Here is a 16,674-nt window from a genome sequence, read left to right on the forward strand (position 1 = left end):
GCTGTTAGGCAGGCGTCGGTCAACAACGCGCTGTTAGGCGGCATTGCTAGCCAAACGGTTGACCGAAACGTACTCTGGGAGCTTGTCCCATACCGCCTGCTCATGCGTTCATGATGCGAGAGAAAATGGCTTGGTGTAGCCAGCGTGGCGTGGCCCACATGAAAATCACGGAGGCCTTGTTGGCCCAGCCTGGGACGACGCTGATGCGTCCGGCCTGCAACGCGCGGATACCGGCGCGCACCACGGGGGCCGGCTGCATCATCACTAGCTTCAACCCGGGCGTGATCTTCTGTTGCGCCGCGGTGGCGAATCCGGTGTCCGACATGCCCGGGCAAAGCGCCGTAACCGTGACGCCATCCCGCTTGAGTTCGCGATGAAGGGCTTCACCCAGGCGCAACACGTAGGCCTTGGCCGCTGAGTAGACGGCGAAGTTCTGCACACCTTGGTAGGCCAGCAGACTGGCGACCAGCAGGATCTTTCCACGTCCTCGCTTCCTCATGTCTTGCGCAAAGATGTGGGTGACGGCGGTCAGGCTCGCCACATCCAGCTCCACCATCGCTAGGGTCGCGTCCAACTGGCCATCCAGGAACGGACCCTGCAGTCCGTGGCCAGCGTTGTTGATCAGGATGTCGATCGAAATACCTCGCTCGCGGAGCCGCTGATGCAGTTGGATGACTGCCGCAACATCTGAAAGATCCACCTGCTCCACGATGACCTCAATGCGGTGCTCCTGGAGCAATGCCTTGGCGAGTGCTTGAAGCCGGTCCAGCCGGCGCGCCACCAGAACCAGAGAATGGCCTTGCCCGGCATATTGGCGGGCAAACTCCTCGCCGAAGCCACTCGATGCGCCCGTGATGAGAACCCATGAATTGCCTATTGCCGTCATTTCGTTCACCTGTAGCGACGCCTAACGACCCAAGCTCAGCGACCCGGCCCGGAGTAGGACTGACCGATTCACTTCATCTGGACAACGACCTTCCCTTTGGCCCGGCCCATCTCGAGATACGCAAGCGCCTCCTTCGCTTGATCGAACGGAAATACCTTGTCGATCACCGGCCGAATGTTCCGCACCTTGAGAAGCTCGCCGATCTCTGCGAGTTGGCTACCGTCTGGATTCACGAGCAGGAATGAATACTCGACGCCTCGTTTCTTGGCGAGGCGATGCATCTTATAGCTCAGCAACCACAGCGCGAACACCATGAGAAAGTTCATGCCCCGCGTCCGACCGAACGCGGCGTCAGGTGGCCCGACGATCGAGACGACGATGCTCCCCTGCCTCAGAATCTGGAAGGATTTCTCAAGCGATTCGCCCCCGAGGGTGTCCAGGACGGCATCGTAATCCCGCAGGACATCCTCAAATTTTTGCTTCTGGTAATCGATCACCTCATCGGCTCCCAGGCTCCGCACCAGATCCACGTTGCCGGCGCTGGTCGTCGTCGCCACCTTGGCTCCGAGGTATTTCGCGAGCTGGATCGCGAACGTGCCAATGCCTCCAGCGCCTGCGGGGATGAATACCTTGTGGCCGGGCTTGATGTGTGCACGCTCCTTAAGCGTTTGCCATGCCGTCAGTGCGACCATCGGCATGGAGGCCGCTTGCACGAAGTCCAGGTGTGCTGGTTTCAGCGCGGCGGCGTTCTCGGCTACAACCGCAAACTCAGCGAGAGCGCCCATGCGTAGCCCATGGATGCTGGCGAAGACAGCATCGCCCGGCTTGAAGCGGGTGACACTACCGCCCACCTCCACCACTACACCTGCCAAATCGCTGCCCAGCGTGGCCGGTAACTGAAACCGGAGGATGGCCTTCATTTTTCCACTCCGGATCTTGTTTTCGACCGGGTTTAAGCCAGCAGCGTGGACCTGAATGAGAATTTCGTTCGGCTTGGGCACTGGTCGAGGAATGTCAGCAAACGCGACCTGATCCAGTCCGCCATAACGTTTGAAGACAAGTGCTCTCATGTTTCCCTGTGTTCGAGGTATTCGGACCTAATGGCTGCGTTCACAGCATGCGCGTAGCAGCGCCTAACGTCCCGCATGAGCGGCCAAGCGAGCGGGCGAAGCCCGCTTGCGAAGGTCCGCCTCGATGCGGCGGTTAGTTGGCAGCATGCTTCTGCGGCAAGTTGCGATACCCCCAATGACCCTCGGTCCGAGGTGCCGGAGTGCCGCGCCCACGCTGGCGGTAAACCAACACGTAGCCGACCTGAGGTTCCAAGCATAGCGCCCAAACGACTGTGTAGCCACGACGCGTGAAGTTTATCTTCAAATGACCTCGCGCCTCGAGTTCGATGAGCTTTCGTTCTGGGTCCTTGGGTTTCCGTGGAATTGGCACCATGCGAAGTCCGAGTGTTTGGACGGACTGCCGAATCCCGTCGTAGTCTGCCACTACGCGCGCGAGTTCGGTCGGTGGAAGGGCCTTCATTGGCATGTTCGTCACTCCTAGTGGTTTTCCCAATGCCAACTAACGTTCCCAGCAACCGGCGCGCGCCCACCGCCCCTGGCGAAGCACGACGCTCGCGCGCGCGTCCGGGTTGGCTGGGGGGTTAGTTGTCACCGTCATTGCCCCTTGATAACCAGCATTGGTCGATGTCTTTCCTCGTCGTAGCTCACGGTGACAAGTTCCAGTGGCTCAGTGATATTGCGATCTGACCCAGTATCTCTCATGCGGAGGGTATGGGCGTCACAGCTCTGAACGACACAATCGCTACGCGTCCGGTAGCGCTGGTCGGCTATGTGCTCTGTGCTCCCGAGCTTGTGCTGCACACAGATGACTGTGATAGGCCCGCCACGCATGCGAAGGATTGCAGCGACTTTGTCGTTGCGACTTGCAATTAGCTCTTCAAAGAGCTCGAGAGACGCTGCTACGGACTCTGAACCGCGGCGCACAAAGGCCGGTCCCGAGAAATGCGGGCGGTTCTTGCTGTGAGCAACTACAACCGCGAGCACGGGCTTGCCATCTACGTTCAACACCTCTGAAGCAAATGCGATGGGCGGATAACACACGCGTTCGCACTGCTCTCGGACCGTTTTTTGGAGCTTGTCCGGGTTCTCAACGCCCTGAATCTTTCCGTCGTTGTGTACACCGATAAAGAGAACCCCCGAACTGTCGGGAGGCACACTATTCGCAAATGCTGTGATCGTCTGCCTGATCTCGGAGGCATTGACGCCGTCCGGCTTGCGCTCGACGAAGTTGTCCTCGTGATTCTTGAGCCGTCCCGTCAGAGCGTCTTGGGCCATCTTGGTGACAACTAACGTGTCCGCGTGAGACGCGCGATAGCGTCGTTCTCGACGCGGGGGTTAGCTGGCACGCCAGACTTCATAGAGTGATTTCTCCCCCAAGAGCCAAACGCGACGATACGGACCGTCCTGTGCATCAAGTTGCTGCCGAAGCGACGCGAGAATCATGTCGTCCGTTGCCACAACGCGCGCGTTGGTATAGCACAGCAATTCAAGCGGTCGGTCTGTGCGATAGGTTTTGGCCAGTTTCTTGCGTGCGATCGAGGCAGAAGGGTCTGAGATAGATAGCACGATCTCTCCGCGTCCCTTTAGAAGAGCGGATATGTTGGCAGCGAGCGTGCTTTCGCAAATCTCCGTGAGTTCGAATGCAACGGTGCCTTCACCTTCAATCATGCACGTTATATCTGGTTCGGATTCACCCGAATGCTTGGTAACGGAGTCCGGCACAATCGACAACGCTGCCTTCCTCCGAAACTCTTCGAATACGGATAGCTCGACGGTGGATTGGCGCTCTGCTGAGTTCATGCCAGCTAACTAAAAATGGGCACCAAAAGTGGTGCCTAATCTGGCGAATTCTGCCTTTTGCGGTGTCATCCTGCAAGTAATTCAATCCGTTATAGAGATTCAAGCGATAAAAAATATCGCAAAACACACCAGATGATGAGACAAGTGATTGACAATAAACACCATTCATTAATGCAACCGGCAAAACCCAAGCTGCTTGATCAGGTCCGTGCCGCAATCCGCTGCCGGCATTACAGCCGCCGCACCGAAGACACTTATATCCACTGGATTAAGCGCTTCATTTTCTTCAATAACAAGCGCCACCCGGAACAGATGGGGGAGACGGAAATTACGGAGTTTTTGAACCACTTGGCCGTCGAGCGTAATGTCGCGGCCGCTACCCAGAATCAGGCGCTCTCTGCTTTGCTGTTTCTGTACCGCGATGTGCTGGAAAAAAACTCGCGTGGCTTGATCAAATACAGCATGCGAAGAAACCGGTTCGGCTTCCCACCGTGCTTTCCCCCAGCGAAGTTCAACGGCTACTCTCCGGGCTGGATGGATCAAAATGGTTGATGGCCAGCCTGCTTTATGGCTGCGGTCTGCGGCTGATGGAATGTTTGCAGTTGCGCGTCAAGGATGTGGATTTTGCCTATCGCCAGATAATCGTTCGCGATGGCAAAGGCGGGAAAGACCGCGTAACCGTGCTGCCCGAGCGTTTGCTCGAACCGCTGCGCGACCATCTCGGCAAAGTCCGGCTGCTGCATCAGCTGGATCTTGCTTCAGGGCACGGCGATGTGTATTTGCCGCATGCGCTCTCTGTAAAATACCCGCGCGCCGGCTACCAATGGGGCTGGCAGAATGTGTTTCCGTCGAAAAATCTTTCCGCCGACCCCGAATCAGGCGTCATCCGCAGGCATCACCTTGACGAGAAATCCTTGCAACGCGCGGTAAAGCAGGCGGCTACGCGAGCAGGCATTCTCAAGCCGGTAAGCAGCCACGTGCTGCGTCATTCATTCGCCACGCACCTGCTGCAAAATGGCTACGACATCCGAACGATACAAGAACTGCTCGGTCACTCTGATGTGAGCACTACCATGATTTACACTCATGTGATGAATCGCGGCGGAAAGGGCGTGCAAAGTCCGATTGATGCCCTCCCGCTTTAGGGCCGAGAAGGGCTTCGCGGTATAATAACACCCCTTTGTTCCCTAACTATTAAACCTTGGATTTGAAATCCCATCTGGCTCAACTTTTTGCTGCGGCACTGGGCAAAATCGCGCCGTCTCAGCCAGCGTCCCTGATTCAGCTTGATCGCCCCAAGCAGGAAAGCCACGGCGATTACGCTTGCAATCTCGCATTGCTGCTGGCCAAGCCATTGCGCCGCGGCCCGCGCGATATCGCCGCGGCTTTACTCGCCGCGCTACCTTCATCGCCCCACGTGGAAAAAGCGGAAATCGCCGGCGCCGGCTTCATCAATTTGTTTCTCAAACCCGCCGCCAAACAGCGGGTCATACCGCATATTTTGAATAACGGGGAAGCTTACGGCAGCAGCCGTCTTGGCGCGGGTAAAAAAATCCAGGTTGAATTCGTCTCCGCCAATCCCACCGGGCCGCTGCACGTCGGCCATGGGCGCGGCGCGGCTTTTGGCGCAAGCCTGGCCAACGTGCTCAGCGCCGCCGGCTACAAAGTCTGGCGCGAGTTTTATGTCAACGACGCCGGCCGGCAGATGGATATTCTCGTCTTATCCACCTGGCTGCGTTATCTCGAGCTTGCCGGCGTCCACGTTCCTTTTCCGCAAAATGCCTATCAAGGCAACTATGTGCGCGCCATGGCCAAACAAATCTTTGACAGCCAGGGTAAGCGTTATGTGCGCGAAGCGAAAGCCTTGTTGCAAAGCGCAGTGTCAGCGGATGCCGAAGCACATCTGGACGCCTTGATCGCCCGCGCCAAAAAACTTCTGGGTGACGACTATTCTTCCATCCACCGCTTCGCCCTCACCGAGCAATTGAACGATTGCCGCAAAGACCTGGTCGAATTCGGCGTGACCTTCGATGAATGGTTTTCCGAAAAATCGCTGTTTGACAACAACGCTGTCGCTCGCGCCGTGGCGCAGCTGGAAAAAAACGGCCATCTTTATTTAAAGGATGGCGCCCAATGGTTCAAGTCCACTCAATTCGGCGACGAAAAAGACCGCGTGATGCAGCGGGAAAACGGCGAATACACTTATTTCGCCTCCGACATCGCCTACCATTTGAATAAATTCGAGCGCGGCTTCGAGCGCGTGATCGACATCTGGGGGGCGGATCACCACGGCTATATGCCGCGCGTCAAGGGCGCGCTGCAGGCGCTGGGGCTGGATGCGGATAAACTTGTCGTCGCGCTGGTGCAGTTCGCGGTGCTCTACCGCCAGGGCAAAAAAGTCTCGATGTCCACACGCGCTGGCGAATTCGTTACCCTGCGCGAATTAAGAAACGAAGTCGGCAACGACGCCGCGCGCTTTTTTTACGTGCTGCGCAAAAGCGATCAGCACCTCGATTTCGACCTCGATCTCGCCAAATCACAAAGCAATGACAACCCGGTGTACTACGTGCAGTACGCGCACGCCCGGATTTGCAGCGTGCTTGCGGAATGGGGCGGGGATCCGGAACCGCTGGTGCAGGCCGACACTTCGCTCCTCAGCAGCACCCACGAGCTGGCGCTGATGCAGCGGCTGATGGAATACCCCGAAACGGTGGAGGCCGCGGCAAGGGAGCTGTCGCCGCATCTCATCGCGTTTTACCTCAAGGAACTGGCGGGAGAGTTTCACAGCTATTACAATGCCACGCGGTTCCTGGTGGGCGACGCAAAACTCAAGAACGCGCGCCTGGCTCTGGTCACCGCAATCCGGCAGGTTTTGCGCAACGGGCTGACTTTGCTAGGTGTCAGCTGTCCGGAAAAAATGTAGGATATACGCAGGATATATAAATGACTCGCGATTACAAAAAGACTTCCAGCAAATCGAATTCGGGCAAGAGCGCGGGGCCGTTTCTCCTCGGCCTTTTCATCGGTTTGCTGCTGGGCCTGGGTATCGCGCTGGGTGTCGCCTGGTACATCAACAAAATGCCCAGCCCGTTTGTGAGCAAGGAAAAGCCAACGGTGCTGCTCGGCGCCGAAATTAAACTCGAGCCGCCCGCTCCACTGCCCAAGCAGGAGGAAAAATCGGTCAAAGCCCCCTCAGCCAAGGACAAGCCGCGCTTTGATTTCTACAAAATCCTGCCCGGCGCCGAAGAGCCGGTGACCGACCAGGAGCTGCGGCAGGCGGCCAAACAAAAGGAACCCTCCAAAGACCTATATTTCGTCCAAGCCGGCGCGTTCCAGAATCTCACCGATGCTGACAACCTGAAAGCCAAACTCGCGTTATTGGGGGTGGAGACCGGCATCCAGAGCGCGACACTCGCCGACAAGAGCGTGTGGCACCGGGTACGCGCCGGCCCCTACAGCAAGGTCGACGAGATCAACCGGGTGCGCACCGCTCTGAAACAAAACGGGATCGACACCAGTCTCATCAAGGTGCACGACGCTCAAGCTCGCTAGCCGCAAAAACCAACGGGGATGTGAATGAAATTGCTTAAATACCTGCTGCTCTCATGCCTGTTGGCATTCACCGGGATGACCACCGGCGCATCCGCAGAGCCCAGGCTCGACAAGGATTACCGCCTTATCACTCCGGCGCAGCCCACCGAGACCGGCGACAAAATCGAGGTCATCGAGTTTTTTTACTACGGCTGCCCGCACTGTTTTGATCTCGAGCCCTATCTCAAAAGGTGGAAGAGCAGCATGCCCAAAGACGTCGCTTTCCGTCTCGTTCCAGTCGTGTTCCGCGATTCCTGGGTGCCGCTCACCAGGACTTTTTACACCCTGGAAGCGCTGGGTGAGCTCGCCCGGCTGCACAATGAGGTATTCGAGGCGATTCACCTGAAAAACATCAATCTCAACAACGAGCAAACCTTGTTCGACTGGGCGGAAAAATACGGCGTGGACCGCAAGAAATTCGCAGACGCCTACGAATCATTCGCCGTCAGGAACCGCGTGGTAAACGCGAGAACGCTCACCCTGGCTTACGGCATGGAAAACACACCTTCGCTGGTGGTGGACGGCAAATACCTCACCGGCCCCGGACTCACCGGCTCGCATGAAAGCGCCATCAAGGTGCTCGATGAGCTGATTGCCAAGGCGCGGGAGGCGCGGGCCTCCAAGCGTTGATTAAAGTTGTCATCACCGGCGCGTCGAGCGGCATCGGCGAGACGCTGGCGCGCGAATATGCCAGACGGGGCGCGATACTTGCCTTGATCGCGCGTCGCGCCGACCTCCTCGCCGGACTCAAGAACACGCTCCCCGCGACCGTCGCCACTTACGCCGCTGATGTGCGTGATGCTCAGGCGATGCAGCAAGCGGCCGGTGATTTCGTTTCGCGCTTTGGCTGTCCCGATGTGGTGATTGCCAACGCCGGAATCAGCCGCGGCACGCTCACTGAAAAAGCCGAAGATCTCGAAGCGTTTCAGAGAATCCTGGACATCAACGTGATGGGAATGGTCAAAACCTTTCAGCCCTTTCTTCCCGCCATGCGCGAAGCAGGACGGGGAACGTTGGTGGGCATTGCCAGCGTGGCCGGCTTTCGCGGCTTCCCCGGCGTGGGGGCATACTGCGCCTCCAAGTCTGCCGCGATCACCTATCTCGAAAGCCTGCGCGCGGAACTTCACGGCAGCGGTCTCTCGGTGCTCACGGTTTGTCCGGGTTACATCGCCACTGCGATGACCGCGAACAACCCTTACCCCATGCCCTTCATCATCAGCGCGGAAGCGGCGGCGAAAAAAATCATCCGCGCCATTGAGAGCCAACGCCGGTTCCTGGTCATTCCCTGGCAGATGGCGGTACTCGGGCGCCTTCTGAAAATCCTGCCGGGCGGGCTCTATGATCGGCTGTTTGCCAAAGCGCTGCGCAAGCCGCGCGATGTCTGATTTTACCCGGCAGCCAGCCGCTGCCTGACTTCCGCTTCCGAGATTCCCGCAATTTCCACGACCTTCCTCGGCGAAGCGTGACCGGAGGCGATAAGCACTTGGTCCTTGGGCAAATCAAGCGCCTCGGCCAAAACTTCCCGCACCGCGAAGTTCGCCTTGCCTTGTTCCGGCGCGGCGCTGACGCAGATTTTCAGCGTATCGCCCATCCAGCCCGCAACCGCGTTTCGCGAAGACTTGGGCACCACCTTGATTTTGAGTTTCATGCACGGCGGCCTAAAGCATACAAGCAGGCCCGATACACCGGCTCATCAAAGCACGCGAAATACACCTGCTTTAACGAGCGTTGTTTTTCCAGCGCTTTCAGCGTTTCTCCAGCGGCTATGGCGCAGGCCTGCTCGATTGGATAGCCATAGACGCCGCAACTGATGGCGGGGAAAGCCATGGTTTGAATTCCATGCTGAACTGCGAGCTTGAAGCTTTCGCGATAACAGGAAGCCAGCAGTTCCGGTTCATTGCTCTTGCCGCCTTTCCATACCGGCCCGACCGTGTGAATAACATGCCTGGTTTTCAGGCGATAACCCTTGGTGATTTTCGCCTTGCCGGTTTCGCAGCCACCCAATGTTCGGCATTCGGCAAGGAGTTCCGGTCCCGCTATGCGGTGGATCGCTCCATCCACGCCGCCGCCGCCGAGCAGCGTAGTGTTTGCGGCATTGACAATCGCATCCACCTCGAGCTCGGTAATATCGCCTTTTACCACCTTGATTCGATCAGTTGCCGCAAGCATTGCTTCACCCTTCGTCTTGCACCACCGTGTAGGGATCGGCAGGCTTGTCTGGATTGGTCCGCGTAAGTTTCAGGCTCTGCGGATTGTAGGGCGGGATGCATGATGCCAGGCGCGTTTCCACGCTCCAATGAACCTTCGGGAATTTGTCGAGGCTGTTTACATCGCGCACTTTTCTTTTGGTGAGCGCCATGATGCCTTGGCGCGAATTGCGCAGCTCGCCCCAAGGATTGGGTTTCAGCCGCAAATCTGCAAGCGTATTCCCGTCAAACCCGAGTCCGTTTATTTTGGCCTTGGCGATTATCCAATTCAGCGCCAGATCCGAAAGACCGGTGTCCGCATAACCGCCGCCGACATTCGAATGCACGCCGCAAAACCAGACCTGCTCAATCCCATCGCGGTCATCCCATAAAGTAGGCATGAATTCCGCGCGCTCCTCGTCCAGCGCCACCGCGTGGTAGCCGTGCCTCACCTGCGGATGAAGAGCGGTGTCATGAAAGCGCTCGATCCAGCGGTTAATACCCCTGAAGAAAATCAGCGGGATACCCAGCGCGCCCACGGTATCCCACACGCCTATCATCTCGATGTCAGTATCGTAGGAATGCGCCTGTTTGAACGCTTTCTTCTCCTCGGCATCGCCGTGGCGGTACACAAGATACGCCTCCTGAATGTTTTGCCTGCGCTCCTGGTCCGGCCAGTTCAGGTCATCGCGCAAAACCCCGCACGCCACGATGAATCCGCCCAGACTGCGGGCAGTATAAGCGCCGCGGCTGAAGCCAAACAGGAACAGCCGGTCGCCTGCCTGGTAATTTTTGACGATGAACTCATAGCAGTCCTTGATGTTTTCGGATAAGCCAATGCCAAGCAGGCCGCCCAGAATGCGCGTGCCGAAATTGGTGCCCACGCCCGAATCGTAAAAAAGCGCCTTTCCTTCGCTTTTTGACTCGCGCCCGCTGGTTCCGCCCAGCGCTTTAAAAATCTTGAAAACATTGGTCGGTGCGGGCTTGCCGCGGTCTTTTTCTGACGGCTTGTTCCAGGTACCGTCGGCGCAAACGATGATATCTTTAGGCATGGCTCTATCCGAGAATCTGAGGTATCGTTTTCCTTATCATTCTAGCGCCAAGCAGCGGAGGGACAAAATGAAAACTCATCGCCAGGAATTGCTATTTAAAACCCCCACCAAGGAAGCGTTCATCAACATCACCCCGCAAGTCGAGGAAGCGCTGAAGGCAAGCGGCGTCAAGGAAGGACTGGTGCTGGTCAACGCGATGCATATTACCGCTTCGGTGTTCGTCAATGACGACGAGCGGGGCTTGCACAGCGACTTTACCCGCTTTCTGGAGGGGCTTGCTCCCCACCAACCCATCAAGCAATACCGCCACAACGACACTGGCGAGGACAACGCCGATGCCCACATCAAGCGCCAGCTATTTGGGCGCGAAGTCGTGGTTGCAGTGACTTCGGGAAAACTGGATTTCGGCCCTTGGGAGCAGATTTTCTACGGTGAATTCGACGGCCGGCGTCCGAAGCGGGTGCTGGTAAAAATCATCGGGGAATAGACCGCCCTGCTCCTAAAGGGTATAAGGGCTTACCGCAAATTGCTTCACGGGATAAACTGTCTTTAAATGAAGGTAGAAAGGCGATTCCGGAGGGAACATGAGACTGCATATTCTCAGTAACCTGCACCTGGAGTTAGGCGATTTCGTCCCGCCTGACACCAGCGCGGACGCGGTCATTCTTGCCGGGGATATTCATGTGCAGGAACATGGCATTGACTGGGCAGTTAAACACTTTTCGGTGCCTGTCTATTATGTCCTTGGGAACTACGAGTTCTACGGCGGGCATCTTGAGCGCACGGTGAAGCGGCTCAAGCAAAAAACCGCCGGCACAAACGTACGCGTGCTCGAGTGCGATGAAGCTATTCAGGAGAACGTTCGCTTTTTGGGCGGCACCTGTTGGACGGACTTCTCGGCAACCGGCAATCTCCAGCTGGCCATGTCGGATGCGCGCCAGACGATGAGCGATTACCGCGAAATCCGGGCCGGCATGGGCTTTCGCAAGCTTCGTCCCGAAGACACCCAGAAGAAGCACACCGAATTCAAGGCATGGCTGCGGAAAAAACTCAATGAGCCCTTTGACGGCAAGACGGTTGTGATTACCCATCACGCGCCATCCATTCTGTCAATTGCGCCCGAATACCTGGACGAGTTCACTCACGGTAGCGCGGCTTATGTCAACCGCATGGAGCACCTGATGGGCAAGCCGGTTGCGCTCTGGGTGCACGGCCAGACACACAGCAAGTTTGACTATGAGATTTCGAGTACCCATGTGGTGTGCAACCCGCGCGGCCACCATGGCCTCAGGCTCAACAAGCAATTTGACCCTCGGCTGGTGATAGAGCTTTAAAGTTCGCGCCTTATGAGAGAAGCGAATTTGACGGCCGCCGCTGCAAAAGGGTACTGGTGAAAATCATCGGGGAGTAATGGTTGCGACACCCGGGCTTACGCCAGGAGATACCGGCCGGACTTTCGCGTACCCTCGCGCTTGACCAAATCCGCTTCCATGAGCGGCCGTAGCAAGTCAATCGCGCCTTGCTTGGAGACACCTAACCCATCCCAGATTTCCTTGGGACTCATGCTGCCCCGCTCACGAAGCAGTTGCAGCAATTGCTCCTGTTTGGGTCGCAGCACCAGTTTTTTTCCTTTCGACTGAGCCGACAGACCTTGCACACGCTTCCAGACCTGCTGGAGTGTCAGCAATAATCCTTCCGCAGCGTATTCCAGCCAAGAGGTCAGATCATCGCCTTGCTGCGGCACGGCCCGCAGGGCCGCGTAATAACGAGGCCGGTTCTCCCAGTAGTACTCGTCCACCGAGAAAATGTGGTGCGTATCGAACCCGCGCCGGTACAACTCCCATAGAGCCAGCGCGCGGCCCGTCCGTCCATTGCCGTCAGCGAAAGGATGAATGGCTTCGAACCGATAATGGACGATCGCGGAACTGATAACTGGCGACAATATCCCCGATGTCTTGTTCCACCATTGCAGAAACTCAAACATGAGACCGGATACCTGCTCCGGCGGCGGTGGCACGTATGAGCCCACTCGAACCTGCGTTGTGCGGTAGCGTCCTGCCTCTCCCTGGTTCATCACGTTCCCCGCGATGATTTTGTGAAGCTTGAGGACATCCTCGTGGGTGATGAGACTCTTCTTGGCGTGCTTCTCGAGATGCCGCAGCGCCGCAAAATAATTCAGCACCTCCCGCTTGTCCCGGGTGCTGACCGTCGCCAGTTCGCGGCCCTCCTCAACGGCCCGCACTTGTTCAAGAGTCAGCGGATTGCCTTCAATCGCCGTCGAGGAGTGCGCGAGGCGTGCCCGCGTGTCCTTCTGCAACGTCGGAATCCAAGGCACTTCGACTGCGGCGTTCACAATCCAACCCCGCAGCGCCGCTATTTCTTCGACGCGGGTAAGCAACTGCGGGGTGATGGTGAACTTCGGCTGATAGCTCATGGCGCTGAGCTTACGCCGTAAGTCAAGTATAAGTCAAGTTATCAGTCAACCTGTGGCTCAAGCAGCGGCAAGACTTGCCCTATAGTTCGCCTTTGAACGCATGGTCGAGGATGGGAGGAAGCAGAGCGTCGAGTTCGGCGGCGGTTTCGGCTTGCGGACGTTTAAGCTCGTCGGAAAGTCTCAACCGATTCGTTCCCAGAAAGGGAGCGATAACCCCCAATTTAGGTAATTACGACCTAGCTGCCGAAGTCGTGGTCGCCGTCACCGGCGGCAAGCTCGACTTCTGGCCCTGGGACCAGATTTTCTACGGCGAGTTCGACGGCCGCCGCCGCAAAAGGGTGCTGGTAAAGATTATCGGGGCAAGGCTCGAACTAGGGGCCCGGATTAAATAAAGCCCGCAGACCAAACCTGACGTGTTGCAACGATTATTCCACCGTCACCGACTTGGCGAGATTGCGTGGCTTGTCCACATCGGTACCCCGTTGCAGTGCGGCGTGATAGGCGAGGAGCTGCAGCGGCACAACGTGGAGTATCGGGCTCAAATAACCCGCGTGCTCCTGCATGCGAATGACGTGTATCGCCTCGCCTTCCTGAACGCGGGAGTCGGCGTCAGCGAAAACGTAAAGCTCGCCGCCGCGGGCGCGGACCTCCTGCAAGTTTGACTTGAGCTTTTCGAGCAGCGCGTCATTAGGCGCGACCGCTACCACCGGCATGTCCTGGTCCACCAGCGCGAGCGGGCCGTGCTTCAATTCTCCCGCCGGATAGGCCTCGGCGTGGATGTAGGAAATTTCCTTGAGCTTCAACGCGCCTTCCATGGCGATCGGATAATGAATGCCGCGCCCCAAGAACAGCGCGTGCTGCTTCACCGCGAATTTCTCCGCCCAGGCCATCACCTGCTTTTCCAGCCCCAGCACGTTTTGCACCGCAGTCGGCAGATGGCGCAGCGCTAAGACCCATTCGGCTTCGCGCTCCTTGCTTAAGCGCTTGCGCTGCTTGGCAAGGACGAGCGCGAGCAGAAACAGCGCGACCAACTGGGTGGTGAAGGCTTTGGTCGAGGCGACGCCGATTTCCGGCCCCGCCCGGGTCATGAACCTTAAGCCCGATTCGCGAACCAGCGCCGATTCGGGAACGTTGCAAACGCACAGCGTGTGCACGTGGCCGAGCGATTTGGCGTGCTTCAACGCCGCCACGGTGTCCGCCGTCTCGCCCGATTGCGAAATCGTAATCACCAGCGCATCGGGATTAGGCACGCTGTCGCGGTAGCGGTATTCGCTCGCCACTTCGACGTTGCAGGGCAGGCCGGCCAGTCCCTCCATCCAGTAGCGCGCCACCAGGCCGGCGTGAAAGCTTGTGCCGCAGGCGACCATCAGCACGCTTTTCACGCGCGCGAGAGTTTTCGCCGCGCCAGGGCCAAAGATTGCCGGCGTGAGCGCCGCGCCGTACATCACGCCTTCCAGGGTGTCGGCAATCGCGCGCGGCTGCTCGTGGATTTCCTTTTCCATGAAATGGCGGTAGGTTCCGAGCTCCGCCGTCTCCGGGCTGAGATTGCTCACGTGCACCGGCCGCTCGACCTTTTTCCCCCTGGCGTCGTAAATCGTATAACCGGAAAGCTCGATGTCGGCGACGTCGCCTTCTTCGAGGTAAACCATTTTCTGCGTCACCGGCAGCAGCGCAGACGCGTCGGAGGCGAGGAAATTTTCGCCGACGCCGAGCCCCAGCAGCAGGGGACTGCCTTTGCGGGCGCACACCAGATGGTCCGTCGCATCGCCCGCAATCACGCCTATCGCATAGGCGCCGGTGAGTTCCGCCACCGCTTTCTGCGTCGCGGTCAGCAGATTTTTTTCGCGCTCATAGTAATGATGGATGAGGTGGGCAATCACCTCGGTGTCGGTGTCGGAAGTAAACTCGTAGCCGAGTTTCTTCAGCCGCGCGCGCAGCACCTCGTGGTTTTCGATGATGCCGTTGTGAACCACCGCCAGCGTGCCGCCGCTCACGTGCGGGTGGGCGTTCTTCTCGGTGGGCGCACCATGCGTCGCCCAGCGGGTGTGAGCGATGCCCAGCTGTCCCTGCACGTTTTGTTTTTGCGCCTGGTTGCTCAGTTCGGCGATACGGCCCACGCTGCGGATGCGTTTCAAGCCGCCGTTAATCACCGCGAGGCCGGCCGAGTCGTAGCCGCGATATTCGAGGCGGCGCAGGCCTTCGAGCAAAATCGGCACGACGTTATGGCGGGCAATCGCCCCGACTATTCCACACACGGTTTACTCCTCACTCCTTACTCCTCACGGTTTTCCTCACCGGGCGCTTCCAGCCGCTCACTGATACCTGCTTCACCCGCGAAATCGTGAGCTCTCCCGCCGGCGCGTCCCGGGTCACGGTGGTGCCGGCGCCGATGGTCGCGCCCTTGTGCACGGTCACCGGCGCGACGAGTTGGGTGTCGGAGCCGATGAACACGTCGTCTTCAATTACCGTGCGGTGCTTGTTTGCTCCGTCATAATTGCAGGTAATCGTGCCCGCGCCGATGTTGACGTTTTTGCCGACCGTGGTATCGCCGACGTAGCTTAAGTGATTGGCCTTGCTTTTAAGGCCGACGCGGCTGTTCTTCACTTCGACAAAATTGCCGATATGCGCCCCAGCATCCAGCAGGGTTCCGGGGCGGATGCGTGAATAAGGTCCGACACGGCAATCCCTGCCGATTTCCGCGCCTTCAATCACGCAATAAGGCAGAAGCTCGGTTCCCGCTGCAATTTTCACGTCTTTCAGCACGCAATACGCGCCCACTTTAACATTATTGCCCAAGGCCACGGCGCCTTCGAAGATACAGCCGATGTCGATTTCCACGTCCCGCCCGCAGGCGAGCTCGCCGCGAATATCAATCCGTTCGGGATCGGCAATAGTCACGCCCTGCTCGAGCAGTTGATGAGCGCGCTCCGTTTGATACAGGCGCTCAAGTTGCGCAAGCTGCGCTTTGCTGTTGACGCCCAGCGTTTCCCAAACATGTTGCGGTTGAACGGCGGAAACTTTAACTCCGTCCTTGATCGCCAGCGCCACCACGTCGGTAAGATAGTATTCCTTCTGCGCGTTTTTGTTTCCGAGCTTGCTTAACCAGCCCGGGAGCTGCGACGTGGGAAGCGCCATGATGCCAGTGTTGACTTCGCGGATTTTTTTCTCCGCCGCACTCGCGTCTTTCTGCTCGACAATGCGCACCACATTACCGTCTTTGCCGCGCACGATACGGCCGTAACCGGCCGGGTCATCCAGCTCCACCGTCATCAGCGTGAGTTGGTTGGGCTTGAGCATGCGCTTGAGCGTGTCTGCCGCGATCAACGGCACATCGCCGCACAACACGAGAGTGATTCCGTCCTTGACCAGCTGCGGCAGCGCCTGCTTCAACGCATGGCCGGTGCCCAGCTGCGGTTCCTGCTTCACCATCACCGCTCCATCGCCACCGAAGCGTTCAGGCACGGCGTTGCCGCCGAGGCCGTACACCACGCAGAGTTTCGCGGGCTTCAACGCGCGCGCGCTTTCCAGCACATATTGCAGAAGCGGCTTTCCGGCAAGCGGGTGCAGCACCTTGGGCAAATCCGAGTGCATGCGCTTGCCCAGGCCGGCGGCGAGGATAACGATATTCAACATAGTTTTATCGCGGGATTATCGC

General features: G+C 58.0%; 17 protein-coding genes and 1 pseudogene. 8 read left to right on the forward strand and 10 right to left on the reverse strand.

Features of this window, described 5'->3' with window-relative positions:
* Positions 1-100: 100 nt before the first annotated feature.
* From VHE58_06200 to VHE58_06215, 4 genes are all read right to left on the reverse strand, one after another.
* Positions 101-886 (reverse strand): SDR family oxidoreductase, encoded by a 786-nt coding sequence (locus tag VHE58_06200; protein HVS26877.1) that lies wholly within the window; start codon positions 884-886, stop codon positions 101-103.
* 68 nt (positions 887-954) lie between these two features.
* Positions 955-1,956 (reverse strand): NADP-dependent oxidoreductase, encoded by a 1,002-nt coding sequence (locus tag VHE58_06205; GenBank protein ID HVS26878.1) that lies wholly within the window; start codon positions 1,954-1,956, stop codon positions 955-957.
* Between the two features lie 594 nt (positions 1,957-2,550).
* Entirely contained in the window at positions 2,551-3,231 is a 681-nt protein-coding gene (locus VHE58_06210; GenBank protein ID HVS26879.1) for an ATP-binding protein, read from the reverse strand.
* A 60-nt stretch (positions 3,232-3,291) separates the two neighbouring features.
* Positions 3,292-3,756 carry a hypothetical protein gene (locus tag VHE58_06215; GenBank protein ID HVS26880.1) on the reverse strand — a complete coding sequence of 155 codons (465 nt, stop codon included), beginning with the start codon at positions 3,754-3,756 and terminating at the stop codon, positions 3,292-3,294.
* Positions 3,757-3,927: 171 nt separating this feature from the next.
* On the opposite strand from VHE58_06215, the pseudogene VHE58_06220 reads away from it, so the two are divergent.
* The 5 genes and pseudogenes from VHE58_06220 (at position 3,928) to VHE58_06240 (ending at position 8,732) form a co-directional block, all read left to right on the forward strand.
* Positions 3,928-4,901: pseudogene (locus VHE58_06220) on the forward strand (integron integrase).
* 56 nt (positions 4,902-4,957) lie between these two features.
* Positions 4,958-6,679 (forward strand): arginine--tRNA ligase, encoded by a 1,722-nt coding sequence (argS, locus tag VHE58_06225; GenBank protein HVS26881.1) that lies wholly within the window; start codon positions 4,958-4,960, stop codon positions 6,677-6,679.
* A 20-nt stretch (positions 6,680-6,699) separates the two neighbouring features.
* Positions 6,700-7,308, forward strand: a complete 609-nt coding sequence (locus tag VHE58_06230; GenBank protein ID HVS26882.1) for an SPOR domain-containing protein — start codon at positions 6,700-6,702, stop codon at positions 7,306-7,308.
* A 24-nt stretch (positions 7,309-7,332) separates the two neighbouring features.
* Complete coding sequence (locus VHE58_06235) at positions 7,333-7,977, forward strand: thiol:disulfide interchange protein DsbA/DsbL (protein ID HVS26883.1); 645 nt, start codon at positions 7,333-7,335, stop codon at positions 7,975-7,977.
* A complete protein-coding gene (locus VHE58_06240) occupies positions 7,974-8,732 on the forward strand; it encodes an SDR family oxidoreductase (protein ID HVS26884.1) in 759 nt (252 codons plus the stop codon). Before VHE58_06235 ends, VHE58_06240 begins: the two co-directional genes overlap by 4 nt.
* A gap of 2 nt (positions 8,733-8,734) precedes the next feature.
* Here the strand turns inward: VHE58_06240 and VHE58_06245 are convergent, their stop codons facing one another.
* The 3 genes from VHE58_06245 to VHE58_06255 are packed head-to-tail and all read right to left on the reverse strand — an operon-like array spanning position 8,735 to position 10,585.
* Positions 8,735-8,995: a DUF167 domain-containing protein gene (locus VHE58_06245; protein HVS26885.1), complete on the reverse strand. Its 261-nt coding sequence runs from the start codon at positions 8,993-8,995 to the stop codon at positions 8,735-8,737.
* Positions 8,992-9,516: an O-acetyl-ADP-ribose deacetylase gene (locus VHE58_06250; GenBank protein HVS26886.1), complete on the reverse strand. Its 525-nt coding sequence runs from the start codon at positions 9,514-9,516 to the stop codon at positions 8,992-8,994. The genes VHE58_06245 and VHE58_06250 overlap by 4 nt, the downstream gene beginning before the upstream one ends.
* Positions 9,517-9,520: 4 nt before the next feature.
* Complete coding sequence (locus tag VHE58_06255) at positions 9,521-10,585, reverse strand: DUF2235 domain-containing protein (protein HVS26887.1); 1,065 nt, start codon at positions 10,583-10,585, stop codon at positions 9,521-9,523.
* A gap of 67 nt (positions 10,586-10,652) precedes the next feature.
* Between VHE58_06255 and VHE58_06260 the strand changes: the two genes are divergently transcribed.
* On the forward strand, positions 10,653-11,072 hold the full coding sequence (locus tag VHE58_06260) for a secondary thiamine-phosphate synthase enzyme YjbQ (protein ID HVS26888.1): 420 nt from the start codon (positions 10,653-10,655) through the stop codon (positions 11,070-11,072).
* Between the two features lie 97 nt (positions 11,073-11,169).
* The gene (locus VHE58_06265; protein ID HVS26889.1) at positions 11,170-11,919 is read left to right on the forward strand and encodes a metallophosphoesterase; all 750 of its coding nucleotides are present in this window, start codon (positions 11,170-11,172) and stop codon (positions 11,917-11,919) included.
* A 95-nt stretch (positions 11,920-12,014) separates the two neighbouring features.
* On the opposite strand, the gene VHE58_06270 is transcribed toward VHE58_06265, so the two are convergent.
* Positions 12,015-13,019, reverse strand: a complete 1,005-nt coding sequence (locus VHE58_06270) for a Fic family protein (GenBank protein ID HVS26890.1) — start codon at positions 13,017-13,019, stop codon at positions 12,015-12,017.
* A gap of 251 nt (positions 13,020-13,270) precedes the next feature.
* Here VHE58_06270 and VHE58_06275 point away from each other — a divergent pair, with 251 nt between their 5' ends.
* The gene (locus VHE58_06275) at positions 13,271-13,411 is read left to right on the forward strand and encodes a hypothetical protein (protein HVS26891.1); all 141 of its coding nucleotides are present in this window, start codon (positions 13,271-13,273) and stop codon (positions 13,409-13,411) included.
* 33 nt (positions 13,412-13,444) lie between these two features.
* Here VHE58_06275 and glmS read toward each other — a convergent pair whose 3' ends face one another.
* Complete coding sequence (gene glmS, locus VHE58_06280) at positions 13,445-15,274, reverse strand: glutamine--fructose-6-phosphate transaminase (isomerizing) (protein ID HVS26892.1); 1,830 nt, start codon at positions 15,272-15,274, stop codon at positions 13,445-13,447.
* 10 nt (positions 15,275-15,284) lie between these two features.
* Positions 15,285-16,649 (reverse strand): bifunctional UDP-N-acetylglucosamine diphosphorylase/glucosamine-1-phosphate N-acetyltransferase GlmU, encoded by a 1,365-nt coding sequence (glmU, locus tag VHE58_06285; protein HVS26893.1) that lies wholly within the window; start codon positions 16,647-16,649, stop codon positions 15,285-15,287.
* Positions 16,650-16,674: the final 25 nt, after the last annotated feature.

The organism is Burkholderiales bacterium (genome assembly GCA_035543335.1).
Lineage (GTDB): Bacteria > Pseudomonadota > Gammaproteobacteria > Burkholderiales > JAHFRG01 > JAHFRG01.

Coding starts and splice junctions, on each gene's coding strand:
- VHE58_06200 (HVS26877.1), bottom strand. CDS start 886: ATGACGGCAATAGGCAATTCATGGGTTCTCATCACGGGCGCATCGAGT.
- VHE58_06205 (HVS26878.1), bottom strand. CDS start 1,956: ATGAGAGCACTTGTCTTCAAACGTTATGGCGGACTGGATCAGGTCGCG.
- VHE58_06210 (HVS26879.1), bottom strand. CDS start 3,231: ATGGCCCAAGACGCTCTGACGGGACGGCTCAAGAATCACGAGGACAAC.
- VHE58_06215 (HVS26880.1), bottom strand. CDS start 3,756: ATGAACTCAGCAGAGCGCCAATCCACCGTCGAGCTATCCGTATTCGAA.
- VHE58_06230 (HVS26882.1), top strand. CDS start 6,700: ATGACTCGCGATTACAAAAAGACTTCCAGCAAATCGAATTCGGGCAAG.
- VHE58_06235 (HVS26883.1), top strand. CDS start 7,333: ATGAAATTGCTTAAATACCTGCTGCTCTCATGCCTGTTGGCATTCACC.
- VHE58_06245 (HVS26885.1), bottom strand. CDS start 8,995: ATGAAACTCAAAATCAAGGTGGTGCCCAAGTCTTCGCGAAACGCGGTT.
- VHE58_06250 (HVS26886.1), bottom strand. CDS start 9,516: ATGCTTGCGGCAACTGATCGAATCAAGGTGGTAAAAGGCGATATTACC.
- VHE58_06255 (HVS26887.1), bottom strand. CDS start 10,585: ATGCCTAAAGATATCATCGTTTGCGCCGACGGTACCTGGAACAAGCCG.
- VHE58_06260 (HVS26888.1), top strand. CDS start 10,653: ATGAAAACTCATCGCCAGGAATTGCTATTTAAAACCCCCACCAAGGAA.
- VHE58_06265 (HVS26889.1), top strand. CDS start 11,170: ATGAGACTGCATATTCTCAGTAACCTGCACCTGGAGTTAGGCGATTTC.
- VHE58_06270 (HVS26890.1), bottom strand. CDS start 13,019: ATGAGCTATCAGCCGAAGTTCACCATCACCCCGCAGTTGCTTACCCGC.